The sequence below is a fragment of the Thiocapsa sp. UBA6158 genome, from assembly GCF_002423035.1.
GTDB lineage: Bacteria > Pseudomonadota > Gammaproteobacteria > Chromatiales > Chromatiaceae > Thiocapsa.
The window spans coordinates 30,819-55,318 of the sequence record NZ_DIUM01000005.1 but is presented as its reverse complement, the minus strand read 5'-3'; the positions used below and the strand labels follow the sequence as shown (position 1 = coordinate 55,318).

20 protein-coding genes are annotated in these 24,500 nt (G+C 65.9%); 12 read left to right on the top strand and 8 right to left on the bottom strand.

The annotated features are described in order from the left end of the window. Window positions 1–92 precede the first annotated feature (92 nt). Both dprA and B4N44_RS01055 read right to left on the bottom strand, forming a co-directional pair. Window positions 93–1,226 carry a DNA-processing protein DprA gene (dprA, locus tag B4N44_RS01060; protein WP_296695877.1) on the bottom strand — a complete coding sequence of 378 codons (1,134 nt, stop codon included), beginning with the start codon at window positions 1,224–1,226 and terminating at the stop codon, window positions 93–95. A 16-nt stretch (window positions 1,227–1,242) separates the two neighbouring features. Next, window positions 1,243–2,463, bottom strand: coding sequence for a LysM peptidoglycan-binding domain-containing protein (locus tag B4N44_RS01055; RefSeq protein WP_296695874.1), 1,221 nt, complete (start codon window positions 2,461–2,463; stop codon window positions 1,243–1,245). A 225-nt stretch (window positions 2,464–2,688) separates the two neighbouring features. Between B4N44_RS01055 and def the strand changes: the two genes are divergently transcribed. From def to B4N44_RS01010, 9 genes are all read left to right on the top strand, one after another. Continuing rightward, the gene (gene def / locus B4N44_RS01050; RefSeq protein WP_296695872.1) at window positions 2,689–3,222 is read left to right on the top strand and encodes a peptide deformylase; all 534 of its coding nucleotides are present in this window, start codon (window positions 2,689–2,691) and stop codon (window positions 3,220–3,222) included. Window positions 3,223–3,265: 43 nt separating this feature from the next. Further along, window positions 3,266–4,231: a methionyl-tRNA formyltransferase gene (gene fmt / locus B4N44_RS01045; RefSeq protein WP_296695870.1), complete on the top strand. Its 966-nt coding sequence runs from the start codon at window positions 3,266–3,268 to the stop codon at window positions 4,229–4,231. Further along, a complete protein-coding gene (gene rsmB, locus B4N44_RS01040) occupies window positions 4,197–5,579 on the top strand; it encodes a 16S rRNA (cytosine(967)-C(5))-methyltransferase RsmB (RefSeq protein WP_296695867.1) in 1,383 nt (460 codons plus the stop codon). Before fmt ends, rsmB begins: the two co-directional genes overlap by 35 nt. Window positions 5,580–5,626: 47 nt before the next feature. Then, on the top strand, window positions 5,627–6,166 hold the full coding sequence (locus tag B4N44_RS01035) for a DUF4390 domain-containing protein (RefSeq protein WP_296695864.1): 540 nt from the start codon (window positions 5,627–5,629) through the stop codon (window positions 6,164–6,166). Beyond that, window positions 6,148–8,349: a sensor histidine kinase gene (locus tag B4N44_RS01030; protein ID WP_296695862.1), complete on the top strand. Its 2,202-nt coding sequence runs from the start codon at window positions 6,148–6,150 to the stop codon at window positions 8,347–8,349. The genes B4N44_RS01035 and B4N44_RS01030 overlap by 19 nt, the downstream gene beginning before the upstream one ends. Then, window positions 8,346–9,716, top strand: coding sequence for a sigma-54-dependent transcriptional regulator (locus tag B4N44_RS01025; RefSeq protein WP_296695859.1), 1,371 nt, complete (start codon window positions 8,346–8,348; stop codon window positions 9,714–9,716). The genes B4N44_RS01030 and B4N44_RS01025 overlap by 4 nt, the downstream gene beginning before the upstream one ends. 188 nt (window positions 9,717–9,904) lie before the next feature. Beyond that, window positions 9,905–11,278 (top strand): Trk system potassium transporter TrkA, encoded by a 1,374-nt coding sequence (trkA, locus tag B4N44_RS01020; RefSeq protein ID WP_296695857.1) that lies wholly within the window; start codon window positions 9,905–9,907, stop codon window positions 11,276–11,278. A gap of 113 nt (window positions 11,279–11,391) precedes the next feature. After that, window positions 11,392–11,961: an ankyrin repeat domain-containing protein gene (locus tag B4N44_RS01015; protein WP_296695856.1), complete on the top strand. Its 570-nt coding sequence runs from the start codon at window positions 11,392–11,394 to the stop codon at window positions 11,959–11,961. A gap of 120 nt (window positions 11,962–12,081) precedes the next feature. After that, window positions 12,082–12,405: a BolA family protein gene (locus tag B4N44_RS01010; protein ID WP_296695853.1), complete on the top strand. Its 324-nt coding sequence runs from the start codon at window positions 12,082–12,084 to the stop codon at window positions 12,403–12,405. 199 nt (window positions 12,406–12,604) lie between these two features. Here the strand turns inward: B4N44_RS01010 and B4N44_RS01005 are convergent, their stop codons facing one another. After that, window positions 12,605–13,963, bottom strand: a complete 1,359-nt coding sequence (locus B4N44_RS01005) for an alanine/glycine:cation symporter family protein (RefSeq protein ID WP_296695852.1) — start codon at window positions 13,961–13,963, stop codon at window positions 12,605–12,607. 262 nt (window positions 13,964–14,225) lie between these two features. Here B4N44_RS01005 and B4N44_RS01000 point away from each other — a divergent pair, with 262 nt between their 5' ends. The 3 genes from B4N44_RS01000 to B4N44_RS00990 all read left to right on the top strand — a co-directional run bounded on the left by B4N44_RS01000 (window position 14,226) and on the right by B4N44_RS00990 (window position 16,201). After that, complete coding sequence (locus tag B4N44_RS01000) at window positions 14,226–14,900, top strand: inner membrane-spanning protein YciB (RefSeq protein WP_296695849.1); 675 nt, start codon at window positions 14,226–14,228, stop codon at window positions 14,898–14,900. 1 nt (window position 14,901) lies between these two features. Next, the gene (locus tag B4N44_RS00995) at window positions 14,902–15,204 is read left to right on the top strand and encodes a YciI family protein (RefSeq protein ID WP_296695846.1); all 303 of its coding nucleotides are present in this window, start codon (window positions 14,902–14,904) and stop codon (window positions 15,202–15,204) included. Between the two features lie 118 nt (window positions 15,205–15,322). Then, window positions 15,323–16,201 carry a peptidylprolyl isomerase gene (locus tag B4N44_RS00990; protein ID WP_296695844.1) on the top strand — a complete coding sequence of 293 codons (879 nt, stop codon included), beginning with the start codon at window positions 15,323–15,325 and terminating at the stop codon, window positions 16,199–16,201. Between the two features lie 187 nt (window positions 16,202–16,388). On the opposite strand, the gene B4N44_RS00985 is transcribed toward B4N44_RS00990, so the two are convergent. The 5 genes from B4N44_RS00985 to smc all read right to left on the bottom strand — a co-directional run bounded on the left by B4N44_RS00985 (window position 16,389) and on the right by smc (window position 24,321). Next, window positions 16,389–17,219 carry a carbonic anhydrase gene (locus B4N44_RS00985; RefSeq protein ID WP_296695842.1) on the bottom strand — a complete coding sequence of 277 codons (831 nt, stop codon included), beginning with the start codon at window positions 17,217–17,219 and terminating at the stop codon, window positions 16,389–16,391. Between the two features lie 4 nt (window positions 17,220–17,223). Next, entirely contained in the window at window positions 17,224–17,496 is a 273-nt protein-coding gene (locus tag B4N44_RS00980) for a segregation and condensation protein A (RefSeq protein WP_296695840.1), read from the bottom strand. Between the two features lie 161 nt (window positions 17,497–17,657). Beyond that, window positions 17,658–19,928 carry an NAD-dependent DNA ligase LigA gene (gene ligA / locus B4N44_RS00975; protein ID WP_296695837.1) on the bottom strand — a complete coding sequence of 757 codons (2,271 nt, stop codon included), beginning with the start codon at window positions 19,926–19,928 and terminating at the stop codon, window positions 17,658–17,660. Further along, entirely contained in the window at window positions 19,904–20,650 is a 747-nt protein-coding gene (locus B4N44_RS00970) for a cell division protein ZipA C-terminal FtsZ-binding domain-containing protein (protein ID WP_296695834.1), read from the bottom strand. Before B4N44_RS00970 ends, ligA begins: the two co-directional genes overlap by 25 nt. Window positions 20,651–20,787: 137 nt before the next feature. Further along, window positions 20,788–24,321 (bottom strand): chromosome segregation protein SMC, encoded by a 3,534-nt coding sequence (gene smc, locus B4N44_RS00965; RefSeq protein WP_296695833.1) that lies wholly within the window; start codon window positions 24,319–24,321, stop codon window positions 20,788–20,790. Window positions 24,322–24,500: the final 179 nt, after the last annotated feature.

Sequence of the window (24,500 nt, the reverse complement as noted above, 5' to 3'; positions counted from 1 at the left end):
TCATGGGCGGCGTCAGCCCGCAGGCTGACGGGGGCGCACTGCACGGGTATTCCTGTCAGGCGTTCCGTCGGGGGCACCCCGGAAGTCTCCGCTTAAGAACCGAGCCGGCAAAAGCGGCCTCCAGGTGCGGATGATACATGACCCTCCAGCTCCAGGACCAACAACATGGACGAGACCTCGCGCGCCGAGCGGCCGGTGCTGGCGATCAGCTCGTCGGGCGCCACGGGGTCGAATCCCATCGCATCGAGCAAGGCGCGGTAGTCCGCATCCAGCGCCCCGTCCCCGCCGCGACCGGCCACTGCGCGGTCCTCGGCGGGCGCATCGCCGGGACAGGCCGAGAGCAGATTGCGCAGCATCGGGGCCAGCTCGAGGAGGATCTCGCCGGGATCCTCGACCAGCTTCGCACCGTCGCGAATCAGTGCGTGGCTGCCGCGCGAGAGTGGATTGCGGATCGAGCCGGGCACGGCAAAGACGTCGCGGCCTTGCTCGAGGGCAAAGCGTGCGGTGATCAAGGAGCCGCTCTTGAGCGCCGCCTCGGTGACCAGAACCCCGACGGAGAGTCCGCTGATGATCCGGTTGCGCCGCGGGAAATTCCGCGCCGACGGACCCTGACCGGGCGGAAACTCGCTCACCAGTGCGCCGCGCTCGGCGACGCGCCGGGCCAGATCGCGATGCATCGCGGGGTAGACCAGATCCGGACCCGTGCCGAGAACGGCGATGGTGCGCCCCGTTTCCAGCGCGCCCGCGTGTGCAGCGCCGTCGACACCGAGCGCCAAGCCGCTGGTGATCAACAGGCCATCGGCGGCGAGTCGCCGGGCAAAGTCGCGGGTGATCTCGAGGCCCGACGGGGTTGGATTGCGGCTGCCGACGATCGCGATCTGCGGCTCGGCGAGCAGCGCAGGGTCGCCGCGCACGTAAAGCAGCAGCGGGGCGTCGGGGATCTCGGCGAGCAGCGGCGGGTAGCGGGTATCCGCGCGGGTCAGAATAAAGGCATCGGGCTGATCAGCCCAGGCGAGGATCCGCTCGAGCGCCGCCGTGTCCGGCTGTTTGAGCGCGGCAATCGCCTCGGGCGCGATCCCGGCTGCGGCGAGATCCTGTCGCGCGGCATCCACGACCGCCCTCGGCGCGCCGTAGCGTTCGAGCAAGCGGGTCGCGGTGCGCGGACCGATGCCGGGGGCGGAGATGAGAACGATCCAATCCGCGACCGAATCCGAGGAGACGCTCACGGTGTCTGTGGGTCCGTCACGGCGCAGGAGGGGCAATCCGATCGCCGACGCTCATCGCCCGCTTGGCATCCAGGACGAGGGCGAAGCTCACGCGGTCGAAGCTTCGGAAGACCATCAGCAGGCCGACGCGTTGCATCGGGCGGATATAGGTCGCGCGATCGCGACCGATTTCGGCATGCAGGGGGATCGGCTCGCTCGAGCCCGTCGGACTCTCACTCCAGCCCTTGACCGAATAGTCGTTGCCGAGCCAGAACTCGCTGGTCCGAGGCCCGTCGCGCTTCCAGTCCCAGTTCATGCCGCCGTCTCGGACCTTGTCGCGCACCGGCTCCCCGCCGCGAAAGACCTCCAGGACGTGGCCGGGCGCAAGCCGGTCGTGCGACCCCCGATTGAGGGTCACGATGTCGTAGCCACCGATCTGGGAGACCCCGTTCATCACCGAGAGGATACGACCGCGCATCCCGGCCGGCGCAGGGCGCGGGAAGAAATTCTCCAGAGGGGCCTCGAGCGAGGCCGGGATGACGCGATCGCCGATCGAGACCTCGCGCTCGGATCGCGTCACGCGCAGGATCGCGGGATCTCCGACGCGCTCGAGCACGGCATTGGCTACGAAGGTGGTCTCGTAGCCGAGGATGCGGTTGGTGTCCGGATCGCGCAGTGCATCGCCGGGGCGCAGGATCTCGAACTCGCTGACCGCGGTCGTATCGATACGACGCACGAAGACCTCGTCCGAGGGTGCGGCGATGGTGCGATCGTCGGCGAAACCCACGACATAGGGTGCATGCTTGATCGCGTCCGACTCAGCCACCCGGGACTGGGTCAGGAAGGGCGCAATGGATGCGACCGGGATCATCGGCACCGGGGCCTCGAGCGCGCTGACCCGCACCCGCGGACTCAAGCGCACGACACGCATGTCGCCACTCGCCCCTGTCGCGGTGTCGCGCACGACCCGCGGCCGACCCTCGACATGAACCAGACGCAGCCGTTCTCCCGGGTAGATGAGATCGGGATTGCCCGACTCGTCGTTGGCGTACCAGATCTCGGGCCAGAGCCAGGGGTCGCGCAGATAACGCCCGGCGATCGACCAGAGCGTATCGCCGGGGCGTACGTCGTAGAGCTCGGGTGCGTCCTCGACAAGCTCGAGCGCATGCACCGTCGACGCCGGCGCCATGGCGAGCAGACCGATCAGTGCGCCGAGAACGACGTCTCCGAGGGCAAAACGAACGGTCAAAGCACGCATCGGACCTCCCGGATGCTCGAAACGGGATTCACCCGGCCCCAATTCGGGGTGTAGTATGATGTGGATACTAACGCATGCGCCCCGACCCCTTCTACTCGGCTCCCGACTCGCCGTCTGCGTCGCCGATCTCTCGCGGGACAAGCTCGCCGAGAGAGATGCCGTCACGCGAGAGACGAGATCCCCCGAGAGACGAGATCTCCGAGAACAGATCCAGACGACATCCCGATGGCAAAGCTCGATATCCTGACCTTCCCGGACCCAAGACTCCGCCGCAAGGCGATTCCGGTCGCACGCGTCGATGCCGAGATCGTGCAGCTGGTCGACGACATGCTCGAGACGATGTATGCCGCACCCGGCATCGGCTTGGCCGCCATCCAGGTCAACGTACCGCGCCGGGTCGTGGTGATCGACGTCTCCGAGAACCACGACACGCCCCTGTGCCTGATCAACCCCGAGATCCTCTCGCGCGAAGGCGAAGAGGAGATGGACGAGGGCTGCCTGTCCGTCCCCGGCTTCTTCGAGACGGTCAAGCGCGCGGAGCGGGTACGTGTCCAGGCGCTGGATCGCGCAGGCGAGCCCTTCACGCTCGACGCCGACGGCCTGCTGGCGGTCTGCATCCAACATGAGATTGATCATCTCGACGGCAAGCTCTTCGTCGATCACATCTCGATGCTCAAGCGCCAACGCATTCGCCGCAGGCTCGAAAAGGAGCAGCGTCACGCCGCGAGCGAGCCCGAGCAGCGTCGAGGTGTGTTGTGATGCGGATCGGATCGGTAGGCTGGGCAAGCGGCGATCGGGCGCGATGAATCCACTGAGAATCATCTTTGCCGGAACGCCCGACTTCGCCGTTCCGAGCCTTGCCGCGCTCATCGATGCGACTGCTGCGCATCCGGGATGCCCGCCGCTGGAGGTCGTTGCCGTCTACACCCAGCCGGACCGACCGGCCGGGCGCGGCCGGCATCTCCAGGCGAGCCCGGTGAAGGCGCTCGCCCTGACGCGCGATCTACCGGTGATCCAACCCGAGAGTCTGAAGAAAGATCCTGAGGCCGTCGCGCGTCTGGCCGCCTTCCAGGCCGATCTGATGGTGGTCGTGGCCTACGGGCTGCTCCTGCCGGTCTCCGTGCTGGAAGCACCCCGCCTGGGCTGCGTAAACGTCCATGCCTCGCTGCTGCCGCGTTGGCGCGGTGCGGCGCCGATCCAGCGCGCCTTACTCGCCGGCGACGCCGAGACCGGTGTCTGTATCATGCGCATGGAGGCCGGGCTGGATACCGGCCCCGTCTATCATCGCGTGGCTACACCGATCGGAGCGCGCGACACCGGAGCGGATCTGCACGACCGACTCGCCGCGCTGGGCGCCGGTGCACTGATCGATGCCTTGCCGGGCATCGTCGACGGATCGCTGATTCCCGAGCCGCAGGCCGAGGATGAGGTCACCTACGCACACAAACTGACAAAGGACGAGGCCATCATCGACTGGCACCAACCCGCCGAGATCATCGGACGCATGATCCGCGCCTACAACCCCTGGCCGGTCGCACAGACTGGCCTCGACGCCGAGACCCTACGGATCTGGGACGCCGAGATCGACACCGACCGTGCAACACACGCCGCGCCCGGGACCGTGATCGGTGCCGACAAATCCGGCATCGAGGTCGCTACCGGCCGAGGGATCGTGCGCATCGTCCGTCTCCAGCCGCCCGGCAAGCGGGCGATGGCGGCCGCGGATTTCCTCAATGCCCGTTCGATGGACGGCGTTCGGCTTGGCTGAGCGCCGGCCGCAGGCCACTCGTCCGGCAAGACATCCCGTCGGTGCCGAATCCCGTGCGGCCGCCGCGCTGGCACTCTTCGGCGTGCGCGCTCGCGGCCAGTCGCTCACGCGTGTGCTTGAAGACGCCCGCCTCGCCTCGCAGGCGCCCGCCGAGCGCGCCCTCACGCAGGAGATGGTGTACGGCTCGTTGCGTACCCTGCCGCGTCTGGAGGCGCTGGTCGCGCGTCTGCTCAATCACCCGGTCAAGCCCGCGGACAAGGATCTCGAGTCGCTGATCCTGATCGGCCTGTATCAGCTCATCGCGATGGACACGCCCGACCATGCCGCGGTTGCCGCCACGGTCGAGGCCAGCCGACTCATCGGCAAGCCCGACAAGGCAGCGCTGGTCAACGCACTGCTGCGCCGCTTTCTGCGCGAGCGCGAGGCCCTCTTGGCCGAGGTCGATCAAGAGCCTGCCGTGCGCTGGCTCTTTCCGGATTGGCTGCTCGATCGCCTGCGCGAGAACTGGCCGGAGGATTGGGAGCAGATCGTGCGGACCAGCAACGCCCGCGCGCCCATGAGTCTGCGCGTGAACCGCACCCGCACCGACCGGCGGACCTACCTCGGCACGCTCGCCGCTGCCGGCATCACGGCGCGGCCCATCCCCGGCTGCGACATGGGCCTGACGCTCGACCAGCCGCGCCCGACCCACGCGCTGCCCGGCTTCGAGGCCGGACTGGTTTCGGTGCAGGACGGCGGCGCCCAGCTCGCAGCCGATCTGCTGGATGCGCACCCCGGACAGCGTGTCCTCGACGCCTGCGCAGCACCCGGCGGAAAGACCGCGGGCATCCTCGAGCGTGCCGAGAACCGGCTCGATCTGCTGGCGCTCGACAACGCCCCGGCACGGCTCAAATCGATCCGCGACACACTCGCGCGACTGGGCCTGAGCGCCGAGGTCGCACTCGGCGACGCGGCCGAGCCGAGAGGCAGCTGGACCGCCAAACCCTTCGATCGCATCCTGCTCGACGTGCCCTGCTCCGCGACCGGCGTGATCCGTCGCCATCCCGACATCAAATGGCTGAGACGCAACACGGACATCCCGGCGCTGTGCGCCTTGCAGGATCGGATCCTCGATGCGGCCTGGCCGCTGCTCGTCCCGGGCGGGCGGCTGCTGTATGCGACCTGCTCCTTGATCGCGGAGGAGAACCAGCACCGGATCGCCGCCTTCCTGGAGCGCCATCCGGATGCGCGCGAGTGTCCGATCGCGTCGAGCCGGGGCCGTGCGCTCTCGCACGGCATCCAACTGCTTCCGCAGGACGGGGCCAACGACGGCTTTTATTTCGCGCTGATCGAACGGCCGGCGTCATGACCGGGCGACTCGCGCACCATCTACGGCGGTTCCTTCCGGCGGCACTGATGCTGGCACCCCTGTTCTTGTTGGCGAGCGTCGCATTCGGCGCGGCCAGGGACGGGCTGCGGGTCGAGCAGGTCGAGACGCGACTCCTCGACGACATCTTCTTCATGAACGCTTTGCTGGACTACCGTTTCAGCACCGAGGCGCTCGAGGCGCTCGAGAACGGCGTACCTTTGACCATCCTGGTGCAGATTCAGATCCGTCGGGTCGGTGCCTGGCTCTGGGAAGACAGCCAACTGGATCTTCAGCTGCGCTACGCCATTCGCTACAAACCACTCTCGGAGCGCTACGAGGTCTATCGACTTCCCGGCACCGAGGGCCGCAGCTTCGTCAGCCGCGATGCCGCGATTCGCGCACTCGGCGAGATCCTCGATCTGTCGTTGATCGGCGCGTCGAGTCTCGACGACGACACCGACTACGAGGTCCAGATCCGGGCCTCGCTCGACATCGAAGAGCTTCCGCTCCCGCTGCGTCCGATGGCTTACCTGAAACCGGCCTGGAAGCTCTCCAGCGGGTGGAGCAAGTGGCCTTTAACGCCTTAGCACGTCTGCGCGGACTCGGCGCCTTGCCGGTCGCGGCTTTGATCCTCGCGCTCTTCGTCGTTCTGGTGTTGATGCGCGATGCGGTGGAGAACTCCGAGACCCTGAGCCGTGCCTTCGTGCCGCTGCTCTCGGTGGTGTTGGTCGGCCTGGGCGCGCTCGCCATTTTGGTCATCGTCAACATCGTGAAGCTGGTGCGCCGCTACCGCCATCAGGCGGCCGGCTCGCGCCTGACCGCGCGTATCCTGGTGCTCTTCGTGCTGGTGTCGCTGCTGCCGGTGGGCGTGGTCTACTACTTCTCGCTCGGGTTTCTGCTGCGCGGGATCGACAGTTGGTTCGACGTGGACATCGGCCAGGCCATGCAGGACGCGCTGGTCTTGAATCAGGCCTCGCTCGATCTCAATCAGCGCGTGCTGTCGCGTTACACCGAGCAGCTCATCGCCGGGATCGAGGATCGCTCCTCGACCGCCATCGCACTCAGCCTGAACAATCTGCGGCGTCAGGCCGGCGCCATCGAGCTGACCGTCTACACCACCGGAGGTCAGGTGCTCGGCAACGCCAACGAGGACCCGACCCAGCTGGTTCCGAATCAGGCCGAGCGCGAGATCCAGCAAAGCGTGCGCGCCGGCAACAACTATGTCGGCCTGGAAAGCGACCTCGGCGGGGAGCTGATCGTACGGGTGTTGGTGCAGGATCCGCTCGGGCGGGACATGCAGATGCAGGCGATCTTCCCGACCTCGGCGCGCATCACCGAGCTCTCGGAGCGCCTGGAGGATGCCTACAATCGCTACACCGAGCTGGCCTATCTGCGCCAGTCATTGAAGCTGAGCTTCTCCCTGACCCTTTCATTGGTGCTCCTGTTCGGCGTCATGGCCGCGGTGATCGCCGCCTTTCATATCGCACGGCGTCTCGTCGCGCCGGTCGCGGACATCGCCCGCGGCACACGCGCGATCGCCGAGGGCGACTACGAGCAACAGCTCCCGCTGCCCAAGCACGACGACGAGCTTGCCTTCCTGGTCGCCTCCTTCAACGCGATGACGCGCCGGATCGCTCGGGCACGGGATGCCGCGAACCGCAGCCAGCAGGCGGTGGAGACCCAACGCAACTATCTGGAAACCGTCCTGGGACGACTGTCGTCCGGGGTCATCGCCTTCGATGCCGATCAGCGGCTGCGGACCTCCAACCCGGCGGCGCGTCAGATCCTGTCGCTTGCCTTTGCCGCGGACGAGCAACCGGAGCTCGCGCGCGTGGAGCGCGAGCTGCCCTGGCTCACGCCCTGGACCGAGACCGTGCGCGGCCATATCCTCGCCGGGGAGGATTGGCGTGCGGAGATCGAGCTCGATCGCGGCGAGACGCGTCAGACCCTGATGTGCCGCGGCAGCTCGCTGCCCCTGCCGGACAGCGAGCAACGGGGTCACGTGGTGGTCTTCGACGACATCAGCTCCCTGATCACCGCACAGCGCAATGCGGCCTGGGGCGAGGTGGCCCGGCGCCTCGCCCACGAGATCAAGAACCCCTTGACGCCGATTCAGCTCTCGGCGGAGCGCCTGCGCCATAAGCTGCTCGCCAAGGCCGACGAGGCGGACGCGAAGATCATCGATCGCTCGACTCGGACGATCGTCCAGCAGGTCGAGGCGATGAAGGCCATGGTGAACGATTTCTCCGACTATGCCCGCACACCTCATATCCGGGCCGAGCCCCTGGAGCTCGACCGGCTCGCCCAAGAGGTGCTGGACCTGTATCGCAGCGCCGGCACGAGCGCACTCGAGGTCGCTCTGGGTGCGCCCGGGGTCCAGGTCCGCGGCGATCCGTTGCGCTTGCGTCAAGTGGTTCATAATCTGATCAAGAACGCGCAGGAGGCGATGGACGGACGCCCCGACGCACGCATCGCCGTGACGACGCGCCTTGTGCGCGAGAACGGCACACCGCTCGTCGAGCTGGAGGTGGTCGACAACGGGCCCGGGTTCGAGGAGCACCTCTTTGAACGCCTCTTCGAGCCCTATGTCACCACCAAATCAAAAGGGACCGGTCTTGGCTTGGCGATCGTCAAGAAGATCGTCGAAGAGCACCGCGGTATCATCAAGGTCGAGAATACGGGTCATGGCGCGCTGATTCGGATCCGCCTGCCGATCCGGCAGGGGACCAGGCACGCGATCCAAGGCCGAGAACAGGACGAAAAGCTATGAGTGCAACGCACGTCTTGGTCGTCGACGACGAACCCGACATCCGGGGTCTCGTGCAGGAGATCCTCGAGGACGAGGGCTATGCGGTGGCGAGCGCGGAAAACGGCGAGTCCGCACGGCATGCGCTGCGCGAGCGCCGCCCCGATCTGATCCTGCTCGACATCTGGATGCCCGATCTGGACGGCATCACGCTGCTGCGCGAGTGGTCGGAGGAGGAAGACGGTCTGCCCTGCCCGGTCATCATGATGTCCGGTCACGGCACCGTGGAGACGGCCGTGGAGGCGACGCGGCTCGGCGCCTACGACTTTCTCGAAAAACCGCTCTCGATGGCCAAGCTGCTGCTCACCGTGGAGCGGGCACTGGAGGCCGACAAGCTGCAGAAGGAGAACATCGGTCTCAAACGTCGCGCACCCCAGGTGCACGAGCCTATCGGGCGCAGCGCGACCCTGCAACGGCTGCGCGAGCAGGTCAAACGCATCGCCCTGCACGACACCTGGGTGCTGATCACCGGCGACGCCGGCAGCGGTCGGGAGACCTTCGCGCGTTACCTGCATTCACAGAGCGCACGCCGCGAGCGCCCTTTCGTGGATCTGAGCGTCTCTACACTCGCCGGGGGCAACGCCGCGCGCGAGCTCTTCGGGACCGAGGACGGCGAGCACACCCATTACGGGAATCTGGAAAAGGCCGCGGGCGGAACGCTGCTGCTCGACGAGGTCGCCGACATGGAGCTGGATGCGCAGGCCAAGCTGCTCGGCGCGCTGGATACCGGATCCTTCATCCGCGTCGGGGGCACCGAGCCGGTGCGCATCGATGTGCGGATCATCGCCGCGACCCAGCGCAATCTCGAAGAGGAGGTGCGTGCCGGGCGGTTTCGCGAGGATCTTTTCTATCACCTGAACGTCGTCCCGCTGAACATCCCGCCGCTGCGCGACCACGCCGAAGATGTCACCGATCTGCTGAACTTCTATCTCGACTATTTCGCGACCCACGAGAAGCTGCCCTATCGCCGCTTCAGCGTGGGTGCCCAGAACTATCTGCGCAACTACAGCTGGCCCGGCAACGTGCGCGAGCTCAAAAACCTGGTGCAGCGTGTCCTGATCTTAGGTGCCGGCGACGAGATCGGTCAGAAGGAGGTCGAGTCCGCGCTCGGCGCACCGCCGCCCTCCCAGGGGCAGGCACTGGAGGGTCTGGTCTCCTTCGATCAGCCGCTGCGCCAAGCGCGCGAGCAGTTCGAGAAGGCCTATCTCGATTACCAACTCGAGAAGCACACCGGCAACGTCAGCAAGATGGCGAAGGAGGCCGGAATGGAGCGCACGCATCTTTACCGCAAGCTCCGTTCGCTGGGGATCGAGATCAAGGAGCGGCGTTGACGTGCGCCCCCGGGGACATGTTCAGCGCGGCACCTGGACTAGCGCTGCAGCGCATCTGCAGACCTTGGCATTGGCGCACGTCAAGTGTTTTATTTCTTTATCTTGAGCCGCCTCGCGCCGATCGCTCGGTGGAACAACGAGGCCGAGGGACGCCACGCCATACAACGAAGACTCCGGACGCGGCTTAAATGAAGATCATTATTCTCGGTGCCGGACAAGTCGGCACCTCGGTGGCCGCCAATCTGGTCAGCGAGGCGAACGACATCACCGTCGTCGATCACAACCCGGATCTGCTCAGGGAGCTGCAGGACCGCTTCGATCTGCGTACCATCCTGGGCCACGGCGCGCACCCGGACGTACTGCGCCGTGCGGGCGCGGAAGACGCCGACATGATCATCGCGGTGACCAACAGCGACGAGACCAATATGGTCGCCTGTCAGGTCGCCTACACGCTCTTCCATACTCCGACCAAGATCGCCCGGGTGCGGGCGCAGAGCTTTCTCGATCAACCCAAGCTGTTCGGTACCGATGCCCTGCCGATCGATTTTCCGATCAGCCCGGAGGCATTGGTCACCGAGTACATCCTGCGTCTGGTCGAAAACCCCGGGACCCTGCAGGTGCTCGACTTCGCCGGCGGGCGGATCCGGCTGGTCGCGGTCAAGGCCTATTACGGCGGGCCCTTGGTCGGGCACGAGCTGCGCACCCTGCACGAGCACATGCCCAAGGTCGAGGCCCGGGTCGCGGCCATCTACCGCCAGGATCGCGCCATCGAGCCCCAAGGCGATACCGTCATCGAGGCCGACGACGAGATCTTCTTCGTCGCCGCGCCCAAGCACATCCGCTCGGTGATGAGCGAGCTGCGGCGCCTGGATCGTCCATACAAGCGCCTGATCATCGCCGGCGGCGGCAATATCGGCACCCGGCTTGCCGGGGCGCTGGAGATCAACTATCGGGTCAAGATCATCGAACGCGATCTGAAACGCTGCAAGCGCATCGCTGAGAATCTCGAGAAGACGATCGTGCTGCACGGCGACGCGGCGGATCGCGATCTGCTCCTGGAAGAGAATATCGAGAACACCGATGTCTTCTGCGCCGTCACCGACGACGACGAGGCAAATATCCTCTCGGCAATGCTCGCAAAACGATTGGGCGCCAGAAAGGTCATGGCTCTGATCAACCGCCCGTCTTATGTCGAGCTGGTGCAATCCGGGGCGATCGATATCGCCATCTCGCCGCAGCAGGCGACGATCGGCAGCCTGCTCAAGCATATCCGGCGCGGCGACGTCGTCGTCGTGCATTCGCTGAGGCGCGGCGCGGCGGAGGCGATCGAGGCCATCGCCCACGGCGACGAGACCTCGAGTAAGGTGATCGGGCGCAGTATCGAGAACATCAGGCTCCCGCGGGGCGCCAGCATCGGCGCCATCGTCCGCGGCGACGAGGTGCTGATGGCGCACCACGACACCGTCATCGCCCCGGAAGACCACGTCATCCTCTTCCTTCAGGACAAGGCGCGGATCCCCGAGGTCGAACGGCTCTTCCAGGTCGGAGTCACCTTTCTCTGAGACGGCACCGATGATCTGCCGTCCGCGGCAAACATCGGCATGATCTTCGAGTCCGCACCTCGGTTGCCGATTCGCATTGGCCGACCGAGTCCGGGTCAGGACAATGGCCGGTCATGAACATCCTCATCCGCATCCTCGCCCTCGTCGCGATCGCGATCCTCGTCGCCTTCGCCGCCTTTCACCAATCGGACCCGACCCGGGAAGCAGATGGCTCGGCACTGCTCGACCTTGCCGAGCGAGGTGATCTCTCCGCCTTGAACGCGCTCCTGAAGCCGTCGACGAAGGTCGACGTACGCGACAGCTGCGACTGGACACCACTCATGAAAGCCGCGCTTTACGGGCACCTCGATGTCGTGGAGCGCCTCCTCGAGGCCGGTGCCGACATCGACGCCCAAGACAAGGGCGGCTATACGGCCATGATGCTGGCGGCCTCGAACAATCACGCACCGATCGTCGATCTACTCTTGCGCAAAGGCGCCATGATCGATCACCAGGAGCAGACCGAAGGCTGGACGGCCTTGATCTGGACCGCCGGCAAAGGCCACGCCGCGACCGTCGAGATCCTGCTGCGCCACGGCGCCGACCGCACACTCGAGGACTTCGCGGGGCGCTCGGCGGCGCACCACGCACGCGAGGCCGGTCATCAAGCCATCGTCGATCGCCTGTCGGAACAACACGGTTAGACGTCGGAATCCGGTCGGGTCGACCGCGGACACATCACCGGCATCGACGCTTGTTTCGGCACAGAACGGGCCATAACTGCTGTGGAGATGCCCGCAAGGGCAATCCGAGCCGGAGCCCAGATGAACAGAAAATCACGCATCGAAGACACCTTGAAGAACACCTTCGACCCCATGTATCTCGAGGTCGTCGACGAAAGCCACATGCACTCGGTGCCCACCGGTGCCGAATCCCACTTCAAGATCCTGTTGGTCAGCGAGACCTTCGCCGACAAGACCTTGGTCGCCCGCCACCGTCTCCTCAATCGCGCCCTGAGCGGCGAGCTTGAAGGCGGACTCCACGCCATCGCCTTGCATACCTGGACCCCGGAGGAATGGTTCGCCAAAGGCGGCGTCGCACCCGAGTCACCGCCCTGCCAAGGTGGATCAAAGGCGGCGTCGCATTAAACGGCGCCCGGCGCGGTATGGGATGTTTTTGGATGGGACCGGCCCCGGCGGACTTGACGACCGCTGGAGTCTGACCGGCTTAAACTATTGAAAAATCGATCATTTTAAACCGCGCCTCCGCGAATCATTGTGGATGTACCAAACGTCGAGCTCACTGGAAAACGAGCATCGCGCTCCGAACGCGGTTTGGATCCGGCACTCAGGTCACGACGCGTGGATTGATCGGATCCGCGAAATATTCACGTGTCATCCGAAAGACCACCGGGCTGAGCAAGAGCAGCGCGACCAGATTGGGAATCGCCATCAGGGCGTTGAGTGTATCGGCGACCAGCCAGATGAACTCGAGCTCGAGCGTCGCCCCGATCGGAATGACCGCGACCCAAACCAACCGAAAGGGAACGATCGCATGGATACCGAACAGGTATTCCATGCAGCGTTCGCCGTAGACGCTCCAGCCCAGGATGGTCGTGAAGGCGAAGAGGGCCAGCCCGAAGGTGACGATAGAGCCGCCGATCGACGGCAGGCCGGCGCTGAAGGCCGCGGACGACAGGCTCGCGCCGGTCTCCCCACTCGTCCACTCGCCCGTCACCATGATCACCAAGCCCGTGATCGTGCAGATCACGATGGTATCGATAAAGGTTCCGAGCATGGCGACCGTGCCTTGCTGGATCGGATCGTTGCTCTGAGCCGCCGCATGCGCGATCGGGGCGCTGCCGAGGCCTGCCTCGTTGGAGAAGATGCCCCGCGCCACCCCCATCTGAATGCCCAGCATCAGGGTTGCACCTGCAAATCCGCCGGCGGCGGCCGTCGGCGAGAAAGCGTGCTGCACGATCTGATAGATGGCTTGCGGAATCTGATCGATGTTGAAGGCCAACACCACGAGACCGCCGATCACATAGGCGATCGCCATGAAGGGCACCAGCTTGCCGGCGACTTGGGCGATCCAGCGAATACCGCCGATCAGGACCAACCCGACCATCACGGCCATCGCGATACCGGACCAGAGATCCGGGATCGCGAACTTGCTGCTGATAGCGTGCGACACCGAGTTGGCCTGGACCATGTTCCCGATGCCGAACCCCGCGAGCGCACCGAAGATCGCGAAGGCGGTGCCGAGCCAGAGCCAGCGTCGACCCAGTCCGTTCTTGATGTAGTACATGGGGCCGCCGACATAATTGCCCTTTTCGTCAACCTCGCGGTATTTCACCGCCAGGACGCCCTCGGCATACTTGGTGGCCATGCCGACGAGTGCGGTGCACCACATCCAGAAGAGTGCGCCCGGGCCGCCGATCGCGATGGCCGTGGCGACTCCGGCGATGTTGCCCGTTCCGATGGTCGCCGCGAGCGACGTCATCAAGGCATTAAAGGGCGTGATGTTGCCCTGTCCCTGCGCATGCCGGCCGGCCCACAGCATGCGGAAACCGAACCCGAGCTTCAGCAGCGGCATCAAGCGCAAGCCGATCATCAGGAAGAGACCGGTTCCCAGGATGAGAACCAGCATGGGAGGGCCCCAGACGAACCCGTTGATCGTACCGACCCAACTCTCGATCGTCTCCACGTGACGCATCCCCTTTCAAATGAGATCAGAAACCGGAGGCAACTATACACGTCAACCCGACCAAACGCCTTTGCCCTGCCCGCCCGATCCCCGTATCCTATTACCAACGACTGCGGGATCGAGCCCTGCCTCCGTCACGGCGACCGTCGCCCCGGGCGACAGCGTTGAAACCGCCGCCGCTTCACGCTGTCGAACCGCGCGGCTCCCGCCCGGACGCATCATCCCGAATCATCACGCATGCCGCATCGGCGACCCCTGCCTCATGAAACTCTTTGTCGACTTTTTTCCGATTCTCCTATTCTTCGCCGCCTACAAGCTCGAAGGCATCTACGTCGCGACCGGGGTGGCGATCGTCGCATCGGCCGTCCTGGTTGGCTGGTCGTGGATACGGCGTCGGCATGTCGAGACCATGCCGCTGGTCACGCTCGGGTTGCTCGTGCTCTTCGGCGGGCTCACGCTCGCCCTGCGCGACCCGATTTTCGTCATGTGGAAACCGACGATCGTCAATTGGCTGTTCGGTGCCGTCTTTCTCGGCAGCCAGTTCATCGGGAAGCAAACCCTCATCGAGCGGATGATGGGCAAGGCGATCGATATCCCCTCGGCGGTTTGGACGCGTCTGAACATGATGTGGATCGGGTTCTTTCTCGTCACCGGACTCGTCAATCTCTTCGTGGTCTATATCGGCAGCGGATTTTTCGGTGCCCAACAGGCGCTGATCCTCGCCTCGGGTCTGCAGGATATCGACCTCTCGGCCTGCTCCGAGCACTTCGGCGGCGACCTGCTCTCGCTCTGCAACGATGCGCAAGCGCGCGAGGACATCTGGGTGAATTTCAAGCTCTTCGGTATGATGGGTATGACACTCGTGTTCGTGATTGCGCAGGCCTTCTACCTGTCGCGCCACATGAAGGATGAACCCCGGACCCTGGAGGCCGACTGACGTGCTGTACGCCATCATCGCCGTCGATCACGACAAGAGTCTCGCGGCCCGCCTGGGCGCGCGGCCGGACCATCTCGCGCGCCTGGAAGCCCTGCAAGCCGAGGGGCGCCTGATCCTCGCAGGACCACACCCGGCGATCGACAGCCCGGATCCCGGCGACGCCGGCTTCTCGGGATCCCTCATCGTCGCGGAATTCCCCGATCTGGCCTCAGCCGAGCAATGGGCGGCTGCGGATCCGTACAACGCGGCCGGCGTCTACCGAGAGGTGCAGGTCAAACCCTTCAAGCGGGTATTTCCGACCTGAGACCCGATCCGGACGCCGCTCGCAACGGGCGGGCGAGCCCCCTCACCTGCCGTCTTTCCCCATTGAAATCGCCGGCATCCTCGGATGCCAATGAATCCAACATACGGAAACCATCATCATGAAGACGACTCGCATCCCCCTCCTCTTATGTGCTCTGCTGGCCGCAGGTGCAGCCGCGGCGGAGGACGCCAAGGACGCGGAGGCCCAACCGCAGGGCGAAGACGTCCTGATCGCGACGGTCAACGGCACACCCTACGGTCTCGACCTCTTCCGTCTCTTCTTCCTGGAGCGCCTGCAGCAAAGTCAGGGCCAGAATTCGCCCGAGCTTCAAGAGCAGGCCTTCAACGACTTCATGAGCCTGGTGGTTGCCTCCCAGGAGGCCGCTCGGCGCAATCTGGAGCAAGACCCCGACGTTGGGGTCGCGATCGAGCTGCAGCGCATGAAGATCCTCTCCAATGCCGTACTGGCCTCGATGGCCGAGGAGATCGAGCCAACCGAAGACGAGCTGAAGAAGGCTTACGAGGAGGTCAAGGAAAACGCCAGCCAGACCGAGTACAAGGCACGCCACATCCTCGTCAAGGACGAGGAAGAGGCGAAAAACATGATCGAGAAGCTCGACGGCGGCGCCGATTTCGGCGATCTGGCCCGAGAGCATTCGCTCGGACCGACCGGCAAGAACGGCGGCGAGCTCGAATGGTTCGACGCCAACCAGATGGTGGCCCCCTTCTCCGAGGCCGTCGCCGCGATGGAGAAAGGCACCTATACGAAAACGCCCGTCCAGACTCAGTTCGGATGGCATGTCATCGAGCTTCAGGACTCCCGCAAGGCCGAGCCCCCGAGCTTCGAGGATGCCAAGCAGCAGCTCACGGCCCTGCTCAAGCGCCAAAAGCTTTCGGCGACGTTGGCCGAGATGCGTGACGGCGCTATGGTGGAGCTCAACGAGGAGGTCGTGAAGATCAAGGCGACCGACGAGGCCGCGGCGGAAGGGTCCGAGTAAGGCTGCGGGCGATTTCCGTCCACAAGCCTCACGACCGCGCGTGGCTGCAAGACATCCAGGGGCGACTAAAGTCGCCCCTGCCCCCGTTGTCCCTCCGCCGGCTTGCACGTCGGCATACACGCAACTGTTTCACCGCATCGACACGCCAGTCCCATCCAAAAACCTCGCATACTGCGCCGGGCGCGGTTTAATAGCGGAAAAGCGAGAAGACCGGACGGCCGTTCAAAGGCTGGATGGGGCGTGCGTTCGTCCCCGTTGCCCGGGCGATACGCTGGATCTGATCGGCGCTCACCTCGAGCGGCTCGCGAAAGACGAACCAAAGCACCGGCTCGGTGCATGGTGGGGTCACGAGCGAGCCTGTATATCTGTAATAGCTGCGATCCACCGGCAGCAGGAAAAGCGGGTTGATTCCCACCTGACGCTGCCGCACCCGCTCTCCGGGCTGGGTCGGCAAATACTCCAGGATCCGATCCAGAATCCGATTTTCGCGCTCGCCGGCCCGCAGCGGTACGGCGACGACGGCGTAACCGCCCTGCCCGTCGCGATGCAGCATGTGGATCTCGGCCTCCGCGGCAACGCCCTCGAAACCATGCAGACCGGGAACGTGGAAGCTGAACTCGACGAGGTCGTAGGCTTGACCCCGGACCACGAGCGCGCTGCCGGGGGGGGAGATCAGACGGACTCCGCGGCCGGTATTCTCGGCCTCCAGGAGCTGCGATCGATAACGGAAGAGCAGAGGCGTATAGCTCACGCGTTGGGTCTCGACGATATCGATCGGCGATTGAAGCTCGCCCCGGGCGCAGGTCTCGTACTCACCCCCGAGATCGCCCCATTGGTCCGGACCCGCGACCCCCGAGTAGGACCACGCGGGTGCCCGCGTGGTCGCCGGATCGTTCGCGACGGCATCTCGGCACATCCCGGCCGCAACCAGGCACAACGCCAACGCGACGAGACGCCGTCGTCCGGCAGAGGAGGGATTCTCCGGGCGACCCGGGTTCTGCGGGCGGGTGTATGACATCGCATCACTCCTTGCGCTTTTTGATGCCGGCAATCGGCACGACGCGGGTATCCGGGGGCTCGTCGACATAATAGGGGCGCTCGCCGCCGCGGCCCTGCGTGTCCGCCAACTCCTTCTCGCGGGCAGCGATCAGCCCGAGGCACTGACGCACGTCCTCGATGGTCGGCTCGGAGAGCGGATGACGCATCCCGGGCGGCGGGGTGACGTCGCGGATGATCGCCGAGAGCGTCTTGCGCATCGCGATCAGGATCTGTTGCTCTTTGCTCAGTTCATGCATTGGGAAACCCGTAGAGTCTGGAGAGACGCGTTTCGATCGCGGAATACAGACGATCGCTGTCGATGCGGTTCTGACGACCGCTCTGATGTTCGAATCGGCGACATTGGGGCGATCCCGGAAGCATCCGGTATCGCGCAGACATCGTTCGGACGTCGCTTGGATCAGGGGCGATCGAGCAGCGCGCTCAACATAGCCTCGTCGAGAATCGCAACACCGAGTGATTGCGCCTTCTCGAGCTTGGAGCCCGCCGCCTCGCCCGCAATCAGATAATCCGTCTTCTTAGAGACGCTGTTCGTCACCTTTGCACCGGCGTCCTGCAACCGGGCGGCGATCTCCTCGCGTGGCCGGCTCAGTGTGCCGGTGATCACCACCGTCTTGCCCGCGAGGGGCAGCGCATGAGAGGTCTGCGCAGGAGCGGACGGGTCGGGCCAGTGGATTCCGGCCTCGAGCAACCGCTCGATCGCCTCGCGATTGTGCCCTTGAGCGAAGAAGCCCGCAATCTCCGCCGCCACCACGGGGCCGACCCCTTCCACCAGCCGCGTGCTGTTGAGGTAGAGGTCTTCGAGCTCCGCCGTGCGAAGTGCGGCGAGATCCTCGAAGTGCCCCGCCAACGCCCGTGCACGTGCCCGGGTCAGACCCGGGAGTTTGAGCCCCGCCAACCAATGCGCAAGGTCGCCCTGCGCCTCGATCCCCGGATGCGCGATCAGGAAGCGATGCAGCGCGGTCGCGGTGTCTCGACCCACACCCTTCACGCCTCGATCGCGGACGAAATCCGCTTCACGCGTCCGCGCAAGCTCGGCGATCCCGCTGAACCGCTCGGCCAACGCCTGCGCGGTCGTCTCGCCGACATCCGGAATCCCGAGTGCGAAGATAAAGCGCGCAAAGCTCGTGGACTTGCTGCGCTCCAGAGCGTCGATCAGATTGGCCGCGGACTTCTCGCCCATACGCTCGAGGCCGACGAGCTGCTCCGCGGTCAGCCGATACAGATCGGCGGGCTCGCGAACCAACCCCAGATCGACGAGCTGCTCGATCAGCCGCTCGCCGAGACCTTCGATATCCATGGCGCGACGCGAGGCGAAATGCCGGATCGCCTGCTTGCGCTGCGCGGGACAATAGAGACCGCCGGTACAGCGTGCCACCACCTCGCCCGGTGGGCGCAGCACGTCGGACCCGCACACGGGACAGCGGGCCGGCATCTCGACCGGTACCGCATCGGGTGGCCTGCGTTCGAGCAAGACGCTCACGACCTCGGGAATCACGTCGCCCGCACGTCGGATGACGACGGTATCGCCGGCTCGGACATCCTTACGGAGAACCTCGTCCATGTTGTGCAAGGTGGCGTTGGCCACCGTGACACCGCCGACCTGTACGGGCTGCAACCGGGCAACCGGGGTCACGGCGCCGGTACGTCCGACCTGGAACTCGACCGCCTCGACGAGCGTCAGCTCCTCCCGGGCGGGGAACTTGCGTGCGATGGCCCAACGCGGATGATGGCTGGTCGCACCCAGGCCGATCTGATCGGCGATCCGGTCGACCTTGAAGACCACGCCGTCGATCTCGTAGGGCAGCGCGTCGCGGCGGCGACCCAAGTCGTCGAAATAGGCACGACAGCCGTCCGCTCCCTCGACCTGATGCAGCTCCTTCGATATCGGGATGCCCCAGCCGGCGAGCCGTTGCAGCATCGCGTATTGACTCTCGCCCGGGTCGAGCGAGAGCGCGCCCCATCCATAGCAGCAGAAACGCAAGGGACGCGTGGCTGTGACGCGTGGATCGAGCTGACGCAGGCTCCCAGCCGCCGCATTGCGTGGATTGGCGAAGGCGCGCTCGCCCCGCTGGGCGGCATCTCGGTTGAGTCGCGCGAACCCCTCGCGTGTCATATAGACCTCGCCGCGCACCTCGAGCACCGCGGGCCAGTCCTCGCCGACCAGGCGCAGCGGCACGCTCTTGACGGTGCGCACGTTCGCGGTGACATCCTCGCCGGTCGAGCCGTCGCCGCGGGTCGCGGCCTGCACCAACGCACCTGCCTCGTAGCGGATGCTCACAGCCAGCCCGTCGAGCTTGGGCTCGGCGGTGTAGAGGACCGGATCGGTACCCGGCAAGGCGGCGGAGACGCGACGGTCGAACTCGACCAGCTCCCCATCGCTCATGGCGTTGGCGAGCGAGATCATGGGCAGACGGTGGCGAACCGCAGCAACGGTGGAGAGCGGCGCGGCACCGACCCGCTGGGTCGGCGAATCCGGCGTCTTCAGGTCCGGGTAGGCGGATTCGAGGGTTTGAAGCTCGGCGAAGAGTCGATCGTATTCGGCGTCCGGGATCTGCGGATCGTCGAGGACGTAATAGCGGACATTATGGCGGGCGATCTCCGTGCGCAGCCATTCGGCGCGCTTGGCGGCGGCATCCGCGCCGATCAACGCTCCGCCGTGCGTGCCCATCGGCGCTCGTTGTCGAGCACGGCCTGGCGCAGGTCCTCTTCCTTCCTCACCGTGAGCGGACGGCGTGTCTCGTCGAGCACCTCGCCGTCGAGCTCGCTGGCGAGCTTGCGGGCCGTGGCGATCATCTCTTCGAGGATGGTGATGTCCTCCGGGCGACCGTCGAGCTGGGCGAAGAGCATCAGGCCCGGTGTGGAGAAGTCTTCCATACCATCGAACGGAAAGGTCCCCGGCTTGACCATGTTGGCCATGCTGAAATAGATCCGCGTGTCGTGGTCGAACTCGTCCAAACAGTGGAAGATGTCCATCCGACCGGGACGCAGACCGCAGAGGTCGGCCGCATCCATGAGCTCCGGACCGGCGAAGGGCTCGCGTCGCGCACTGACACTGAGCTGAATCAACAGTGGCTCCACGTCGGCCGGCATGTCCGCATCAAGGTCCTCGTCCGGATAGGACTCGGACTCGGGATCAAGCCGGCGCGACGGCGCGGCGGGCGATCCGCCGGAGCGCGCACGATCGGAGTCATCCACGCGCTCCTCCTCGGCGACCCGCCCGAGCCGCGGCTCGCGCTTGCCGGTCGCAAGACCGTAAGGTGCGTCGGCCTCCTCGTACTCATCGTCCTCGTCGGCGTCGCCGGCACGACGGCTGCGCTCCCATAGGAAGAGTGCGAGGACGAGCACTGCGCCCACGACGATGAGGATGAGACGGATGGTATTGGTGTCCATTCAAGCGTTGCTGTCGGTCTGACGTTCAGGACTGGGTGGAGTATATCAATGCGCGAGCAACCTGTATCCCCGAACGGACGGGTTTCACACTCGACGGCAAGGCCGACCCGAGCCGCGGACCACGCCCGTTGGTGCGCTCAGGACACGGCCGCGAGCCGAACCGCCTCGTCGACGTCCACCGAAACGAGTCGCGAGACGCCGGGCTCGTGCATGGTCACGCCCAGCAGATGATCGGCAATCTCCATCGTGACCTTGTTGTGGCTGATGAAGACGAACTGGACCCGGTCCGACATGGAGCGCACCAGCTCGCAGAAGCGCCCGACGTTGGCGTCGTCGAGCGGCGCGTCGACCTCGTCGAGCATGCAGAAGGGTGCCGGATTGAGCTCGAAGATGGCGAAGACCAAGGCCACCGCGGTGAGCGCCTTCTCCCCGCCCGAGAGCAGATGGATGCTCGAATTGCGCTTGCCGGGCGGTCGCGCCATGACCGTGACCCCGGTTTCCAGCAGGTCCTCCTCGGTGAGATCCAGGCTCGCGTGACCGCCGCCGAAGAGACGCGGGAACAGGAGCTGAAAGCCCTGATTGACCTGATCGTAGGTCTCGCGAAAACGGTTGCGGGTCTCGCGATCGATCTTGCGGATCGCCTGCTCCAAGGTCTCTAGCGAGCGACTGATGTCCTCGTGCTGGGCGTCCAGATAGACCTTGCGTTCGGCCTGCTGCCTGAATTCGTCCACGGCCGCCAGATTGACCGGGCCGAGCCGCTGCAGACGTGCCCCGGTCTTGGCGAGCGCCTCTTGCCACTGCGCCTCGTTCGCCGCGGGATCGGTCGCAGCCAGGACGTCGAGCGGCGCCTGCCCGGCCTCGGCGATCTGCTCGGCGAGGGTCTGGCGACGCACCAGACGCTCCTGGTGCTCCAAACGCTGCCGATCGAGCTCGCCGCGACCGAGCCGGCTCTCCTCCTCGAGGCGCTGACGCGCCTGCTCCAGCGCGCGGACCTCCCCGTCCAGGACCTCGAGCCGGTTGCGCGCCGCGGCCAATGCCTGCTCGACCTCGACGCGCAGCACCAGTTGCTCGTCGAGCCGGGCCCGCTGCTCGGCCAAGGGTTCGACACTCTCCTCGAGTGCATCCAACAGCTCGGCACGCCGCTCGTGGAGCACCGAGCGGCGTTCCTGGATGCGCGCAAGACTCTGCTGGGTGGCCGCGCGCGCGGCGCGGTTCGACTCGACGCTGACCCGCAAGCCTTGGGTCCGCTCCCGGCAACCACGCTCCTCGTCGCGTGCCGCGGCGAGCCCGGTGCGCAGCGCCTCGCGCTCGGCCAGCATCGCCTCGCGACGCTCCGCCAGTGTTTCGACCAGGGACAAATGCGCGTGCAGACGTTCGCGCGACTCTTCCATCTCATCCAAGGCATCGGCCATCTGCTCGTGCAGCTCGTCGCGCTCGGCGCCCAGCGCCTCGAGCCGATCCTGTCGATGCTCGCGCTTGGCGCGCAGGCTCGCGAGTTCGGCCTTGAGCTGCGCGAGCTCGCGACCCAAGGCGGTCAGTTGTCGTCCGGCGTCGGCGCGCTCCTCCTGTGTCAGTGTTCGGGCCGTGCGCAAACGCTCCTGCTCGGCGCACAGCTCGGACTCCCGGGCCTGATGGTCCGCGATCTCCGCCCCGAGCACCTTGATCGCCTCGGCACGCGCGATGACGCCCCCTTGCGTCGTCACCGGCGGCGTGCTCAACCAGTCGCGACCGACCCGGGCACCCTCGGGCGTCACCCATTGCTCGGCCTCTCCCAAGGCGGCGCGCATCGCCACGGCGTCGGCGAGCCGATCGACGGTCCGGACGCGACCGAGCAATCCGTCGAGCGCCCAGGGTGCGCGAACATGCGCGAGGATCGCCGGAGCCGCGGTGGCGCTGTCCAAGTCCGGTGTGCCATCGGCTTGACTCTCGGCATGGCCGCGCGTCTCCAAAAGCACCAACCCCGGAGGCGGATCGCCACCGGCGAGCACACCATCGAGATTCGGGATGCCGATCGCGCGCACCGCGTCCCCGAGCAACACCTCGACCGCACGCTGCCAATCCGGGTCGACCTCGATCCGATCGATCAGACGGGAGGCATCGGCGAGTCCCGCGGCGGCAAGCCAGCCGGCACGGCCGCCGTCGGCATCCGTGTCGGCCAGGGCCTCGTCCTGGAGTGCACCGAGCGAGGCCAACCGACCTCGGGCCTGCTGCAGCAGGGTGCGGGCCCGATCGATCTGCGAGGCGAGCGCACCGATCGCCCCGTCGCGTTCGGCCAAGTCGGCACCGAGCGTCTCTTGACGCTCCTCCATGTCCGCAAGTGCGCCCTCCAATCGGCTCTCGCGCTCGAGGAGCTGGACAAACCGATCCTCGAGCTCCAAGCCCTGCAAACGAGCAAGATCCTCGTCCAGGCGCCGCAGCCGGTCGCGATCGCGATCGCTGCGTTGCTCGAGTGCGTTGATCCGGGCACGTTCGGCCTGCGCCTGCTCCGACGGCCCGGCAGCCTCCCGACTGAAGGCGTCCCAGAGACGCTCCCACTGCTTGAGCCGATCCTCGGCACCCGCCACGCTCCGCATGGCTCCGGCCAAGGCCTGATCCGCGTCCGCCAGCTCGGGCTCGTCGCGGGCGAGATTGAGGTCGATCTCGGCGAGCCGCTCCCGGTCGCGCTCCAAGTGGTCCTCGGCCTCGCCGATCTCCTGATCGAGTCGCACCAGCTCGCCCTCGCGCCGACCGCGCGCCTCGTTGGCGAACTGGATCGCCTGCTCGGCCCGCGCGATCTCCGAGCCGACGGCGTAGAAGCGGCCCTGCACAGCGTTGAAGGTCTCCGAGGCACCCTGATAGTCGGCACGCCGCGCCTCGATATCGGCCTCGATCCGACGCTGCTGCGCGAGCCCCGCTTCGGTCCGTGTCTCGGTCTCGGCGAGTCGCTGCTCGCGGGTGCGGATCTCCTCGTCAAGCGCCTGCCAACGCAACGCCTTGAGCTCCAGATCCAGACGCCGCTCCTCGGCCTTGAGCTGCGTATAGCGCTCGGCGGAGGCGGCTTGGCGCTCCAGATGCTGGATCTGTTTGTTGACCTCGTCGCGCAGATCGTCGAGCCGGTCGAGGTTCTCGCGGGTCTGACGCATGCGGTTCTCGGTCTCGCGTCGTCGCTCCTTGTACTTGGAGATCCCGGCCGCCTCCTCCAGAAAGATCCGCAGATCCTCGGGACGCGCCTCGATGATGCGCGAGATCATCCCCTGCTCGATGATGGCGTAGGAGCGCGGCCCGAGACCCGTGCCGAGGAAGAGATCCTGAATATCGCGCCGACGGCAGCGCGTCCCGTTCAGAAAATAGGCCGACTGACCGTCGCGCGAGACCTGACGCTTGACCGAGATCTGATTGAAGGCGGCGTAGGCGCCGCCCGCACCGCCGTCGGCGTTGTCGAACACCAGCTCGATGCTCGCCGTACCGATCGGCTTGCGCCCGGTGCTGCCGTTGAAGATGACGTCGGCCATCGACTCGCCGCGCAGCATCTTCGCCGAGCTCTCGCCCATGACCCAACGCACGGCGTCGATGACGTTGGACTTGCCGCAGCCGTTGGGACCGACGACGCCGACCAGATTGCCGGGAAAGAGCACCGTCGTGGGGTCCACGAAGGATTTGAAGCCGGCAAGTCGGATCTTTTCAAGACGCATCCAAGAACCATACCGGAAGGAGACTCGGAGGAACAAGCCGGCCGAACGCAGCGCCGCGCAGCAGCGCCGCATGCGGACCGACGACGAGGCCCGATCACGCGATTTCGCCGTCCGCAGACCGACGCCTGACCTCCGAGTAGCGACCGGGGCACTGGATCTCGGGCAGCGGGCAACGAACG

Bases quoted from the DNA above. Each gene is read 5' to 3' on its own strand.
- B4N44_RS01055 (WP_296695874.1), bottom strand. From the start codon at position 2,463: ATGCGTGCTTTGACCGTTCGTTTTGCCCTCGGAGACGTCGTTCTCGGC.
- def (WP_296695872.1), top strand. From the start codon at position 2,689: ATGGCAAAGCTCGATATCCTGACCTTCCCGGACCCAAGACTCCGCCGC.
- fmt (WP_296695870.1), top strand. From the start codon at position 3,266: ATGAATCCACTGAGAATCATCTTTGCCGGAACGCCCGACTTCGCCGTT.
- rsmB (WP_296695867.1), top strand. From the start codon at position 4,197: ATGCCCGTTCGATGGACGGCGTTCGGCTTGGCTGAGCGCCGGCCGCAG.
- B4N44_RS01035 (WP_296695864.1), top strand. From the start codon at position 5,627: ATGCTGGCACCCCTGTTCTTGTTGGCGAGCGTCGCATTCGGCGCGGCC.
- B4N44_RS01025 (WP_296695859.1), top strand. From the start codon at position 8,346: ATGAGTGCAACGCACGTCTTGGTCGTCGACGACGAACCCGACATCCGG.
- trkA (WP_296695857.1), top strand. From the start codon at position 9,905: ATGAAGATCATTATTCTCGGTGCCGGACAAGTCGGCACCTCGGTGGCC.
- B4N44_RS01015 (WP_296695856.1), top strand. From the start codon at position 11,392: ATGAACATCCTCATCCGCATCCTCGCCCTCGTCGCGATCGCGATCCTC.
- B4N44_RS01010 (WP_296695853.1), top strand. From the start codon at position 12,082: ATGAACAGAAAATCACGCATCGAAGACACCTTGAAGAACACCTTCGAC.
- B4N44_RS01000 (WP_296695849.1), top strand. From the start codon at position 14,226: ATGAAACTCTTTGTCGACTTTTTTCCGATTCTCCTATTCTTCGCCGCC.
- B4N44_RS00990 (WP_296695844.1), top strand. From the start codon at position 15,323: ATGAAGACGACTCGCATCCCCCTCCTCTTATGTGCTCTGCTGGCCGCA.
- B4N44_RS00985 (WP_296695842.1), bottom strand. From the start codon at position 17,219: ATGTCATACACCCGCCCGCAGAACCCGGGTCGCCCGGAGAATCCCTCC.
- B4N44_RS00980 (WP_296695840.1), bottom strand. From the start codon at position 17,496: ATGCATGAACTGAGCAAAGAGCAACAGATCCTGATCGCGATGCGCAAG.
- ligA (WP_296695837.1), bottom strand. From the start codon at position 19,928: ATGGGCACGCACGGCGGAGCGTTGATCGGCGCGGATGCCGCCGCCAAG.
- B4N44_RS00970 (WP_296695834.1), bottom strand. From the start codon at position 20,650: ATGGACACCAATACCATCCGTCTCATCCTCATCGTCGTGGGCGCAGTG.
- smc (WP_296695833.1), bottom strand. From the start codon at position 24,321: ATGCGTCTTGAAAAGATCCGACTTGCCGGCTTCAAATCCTTCGTGGAC.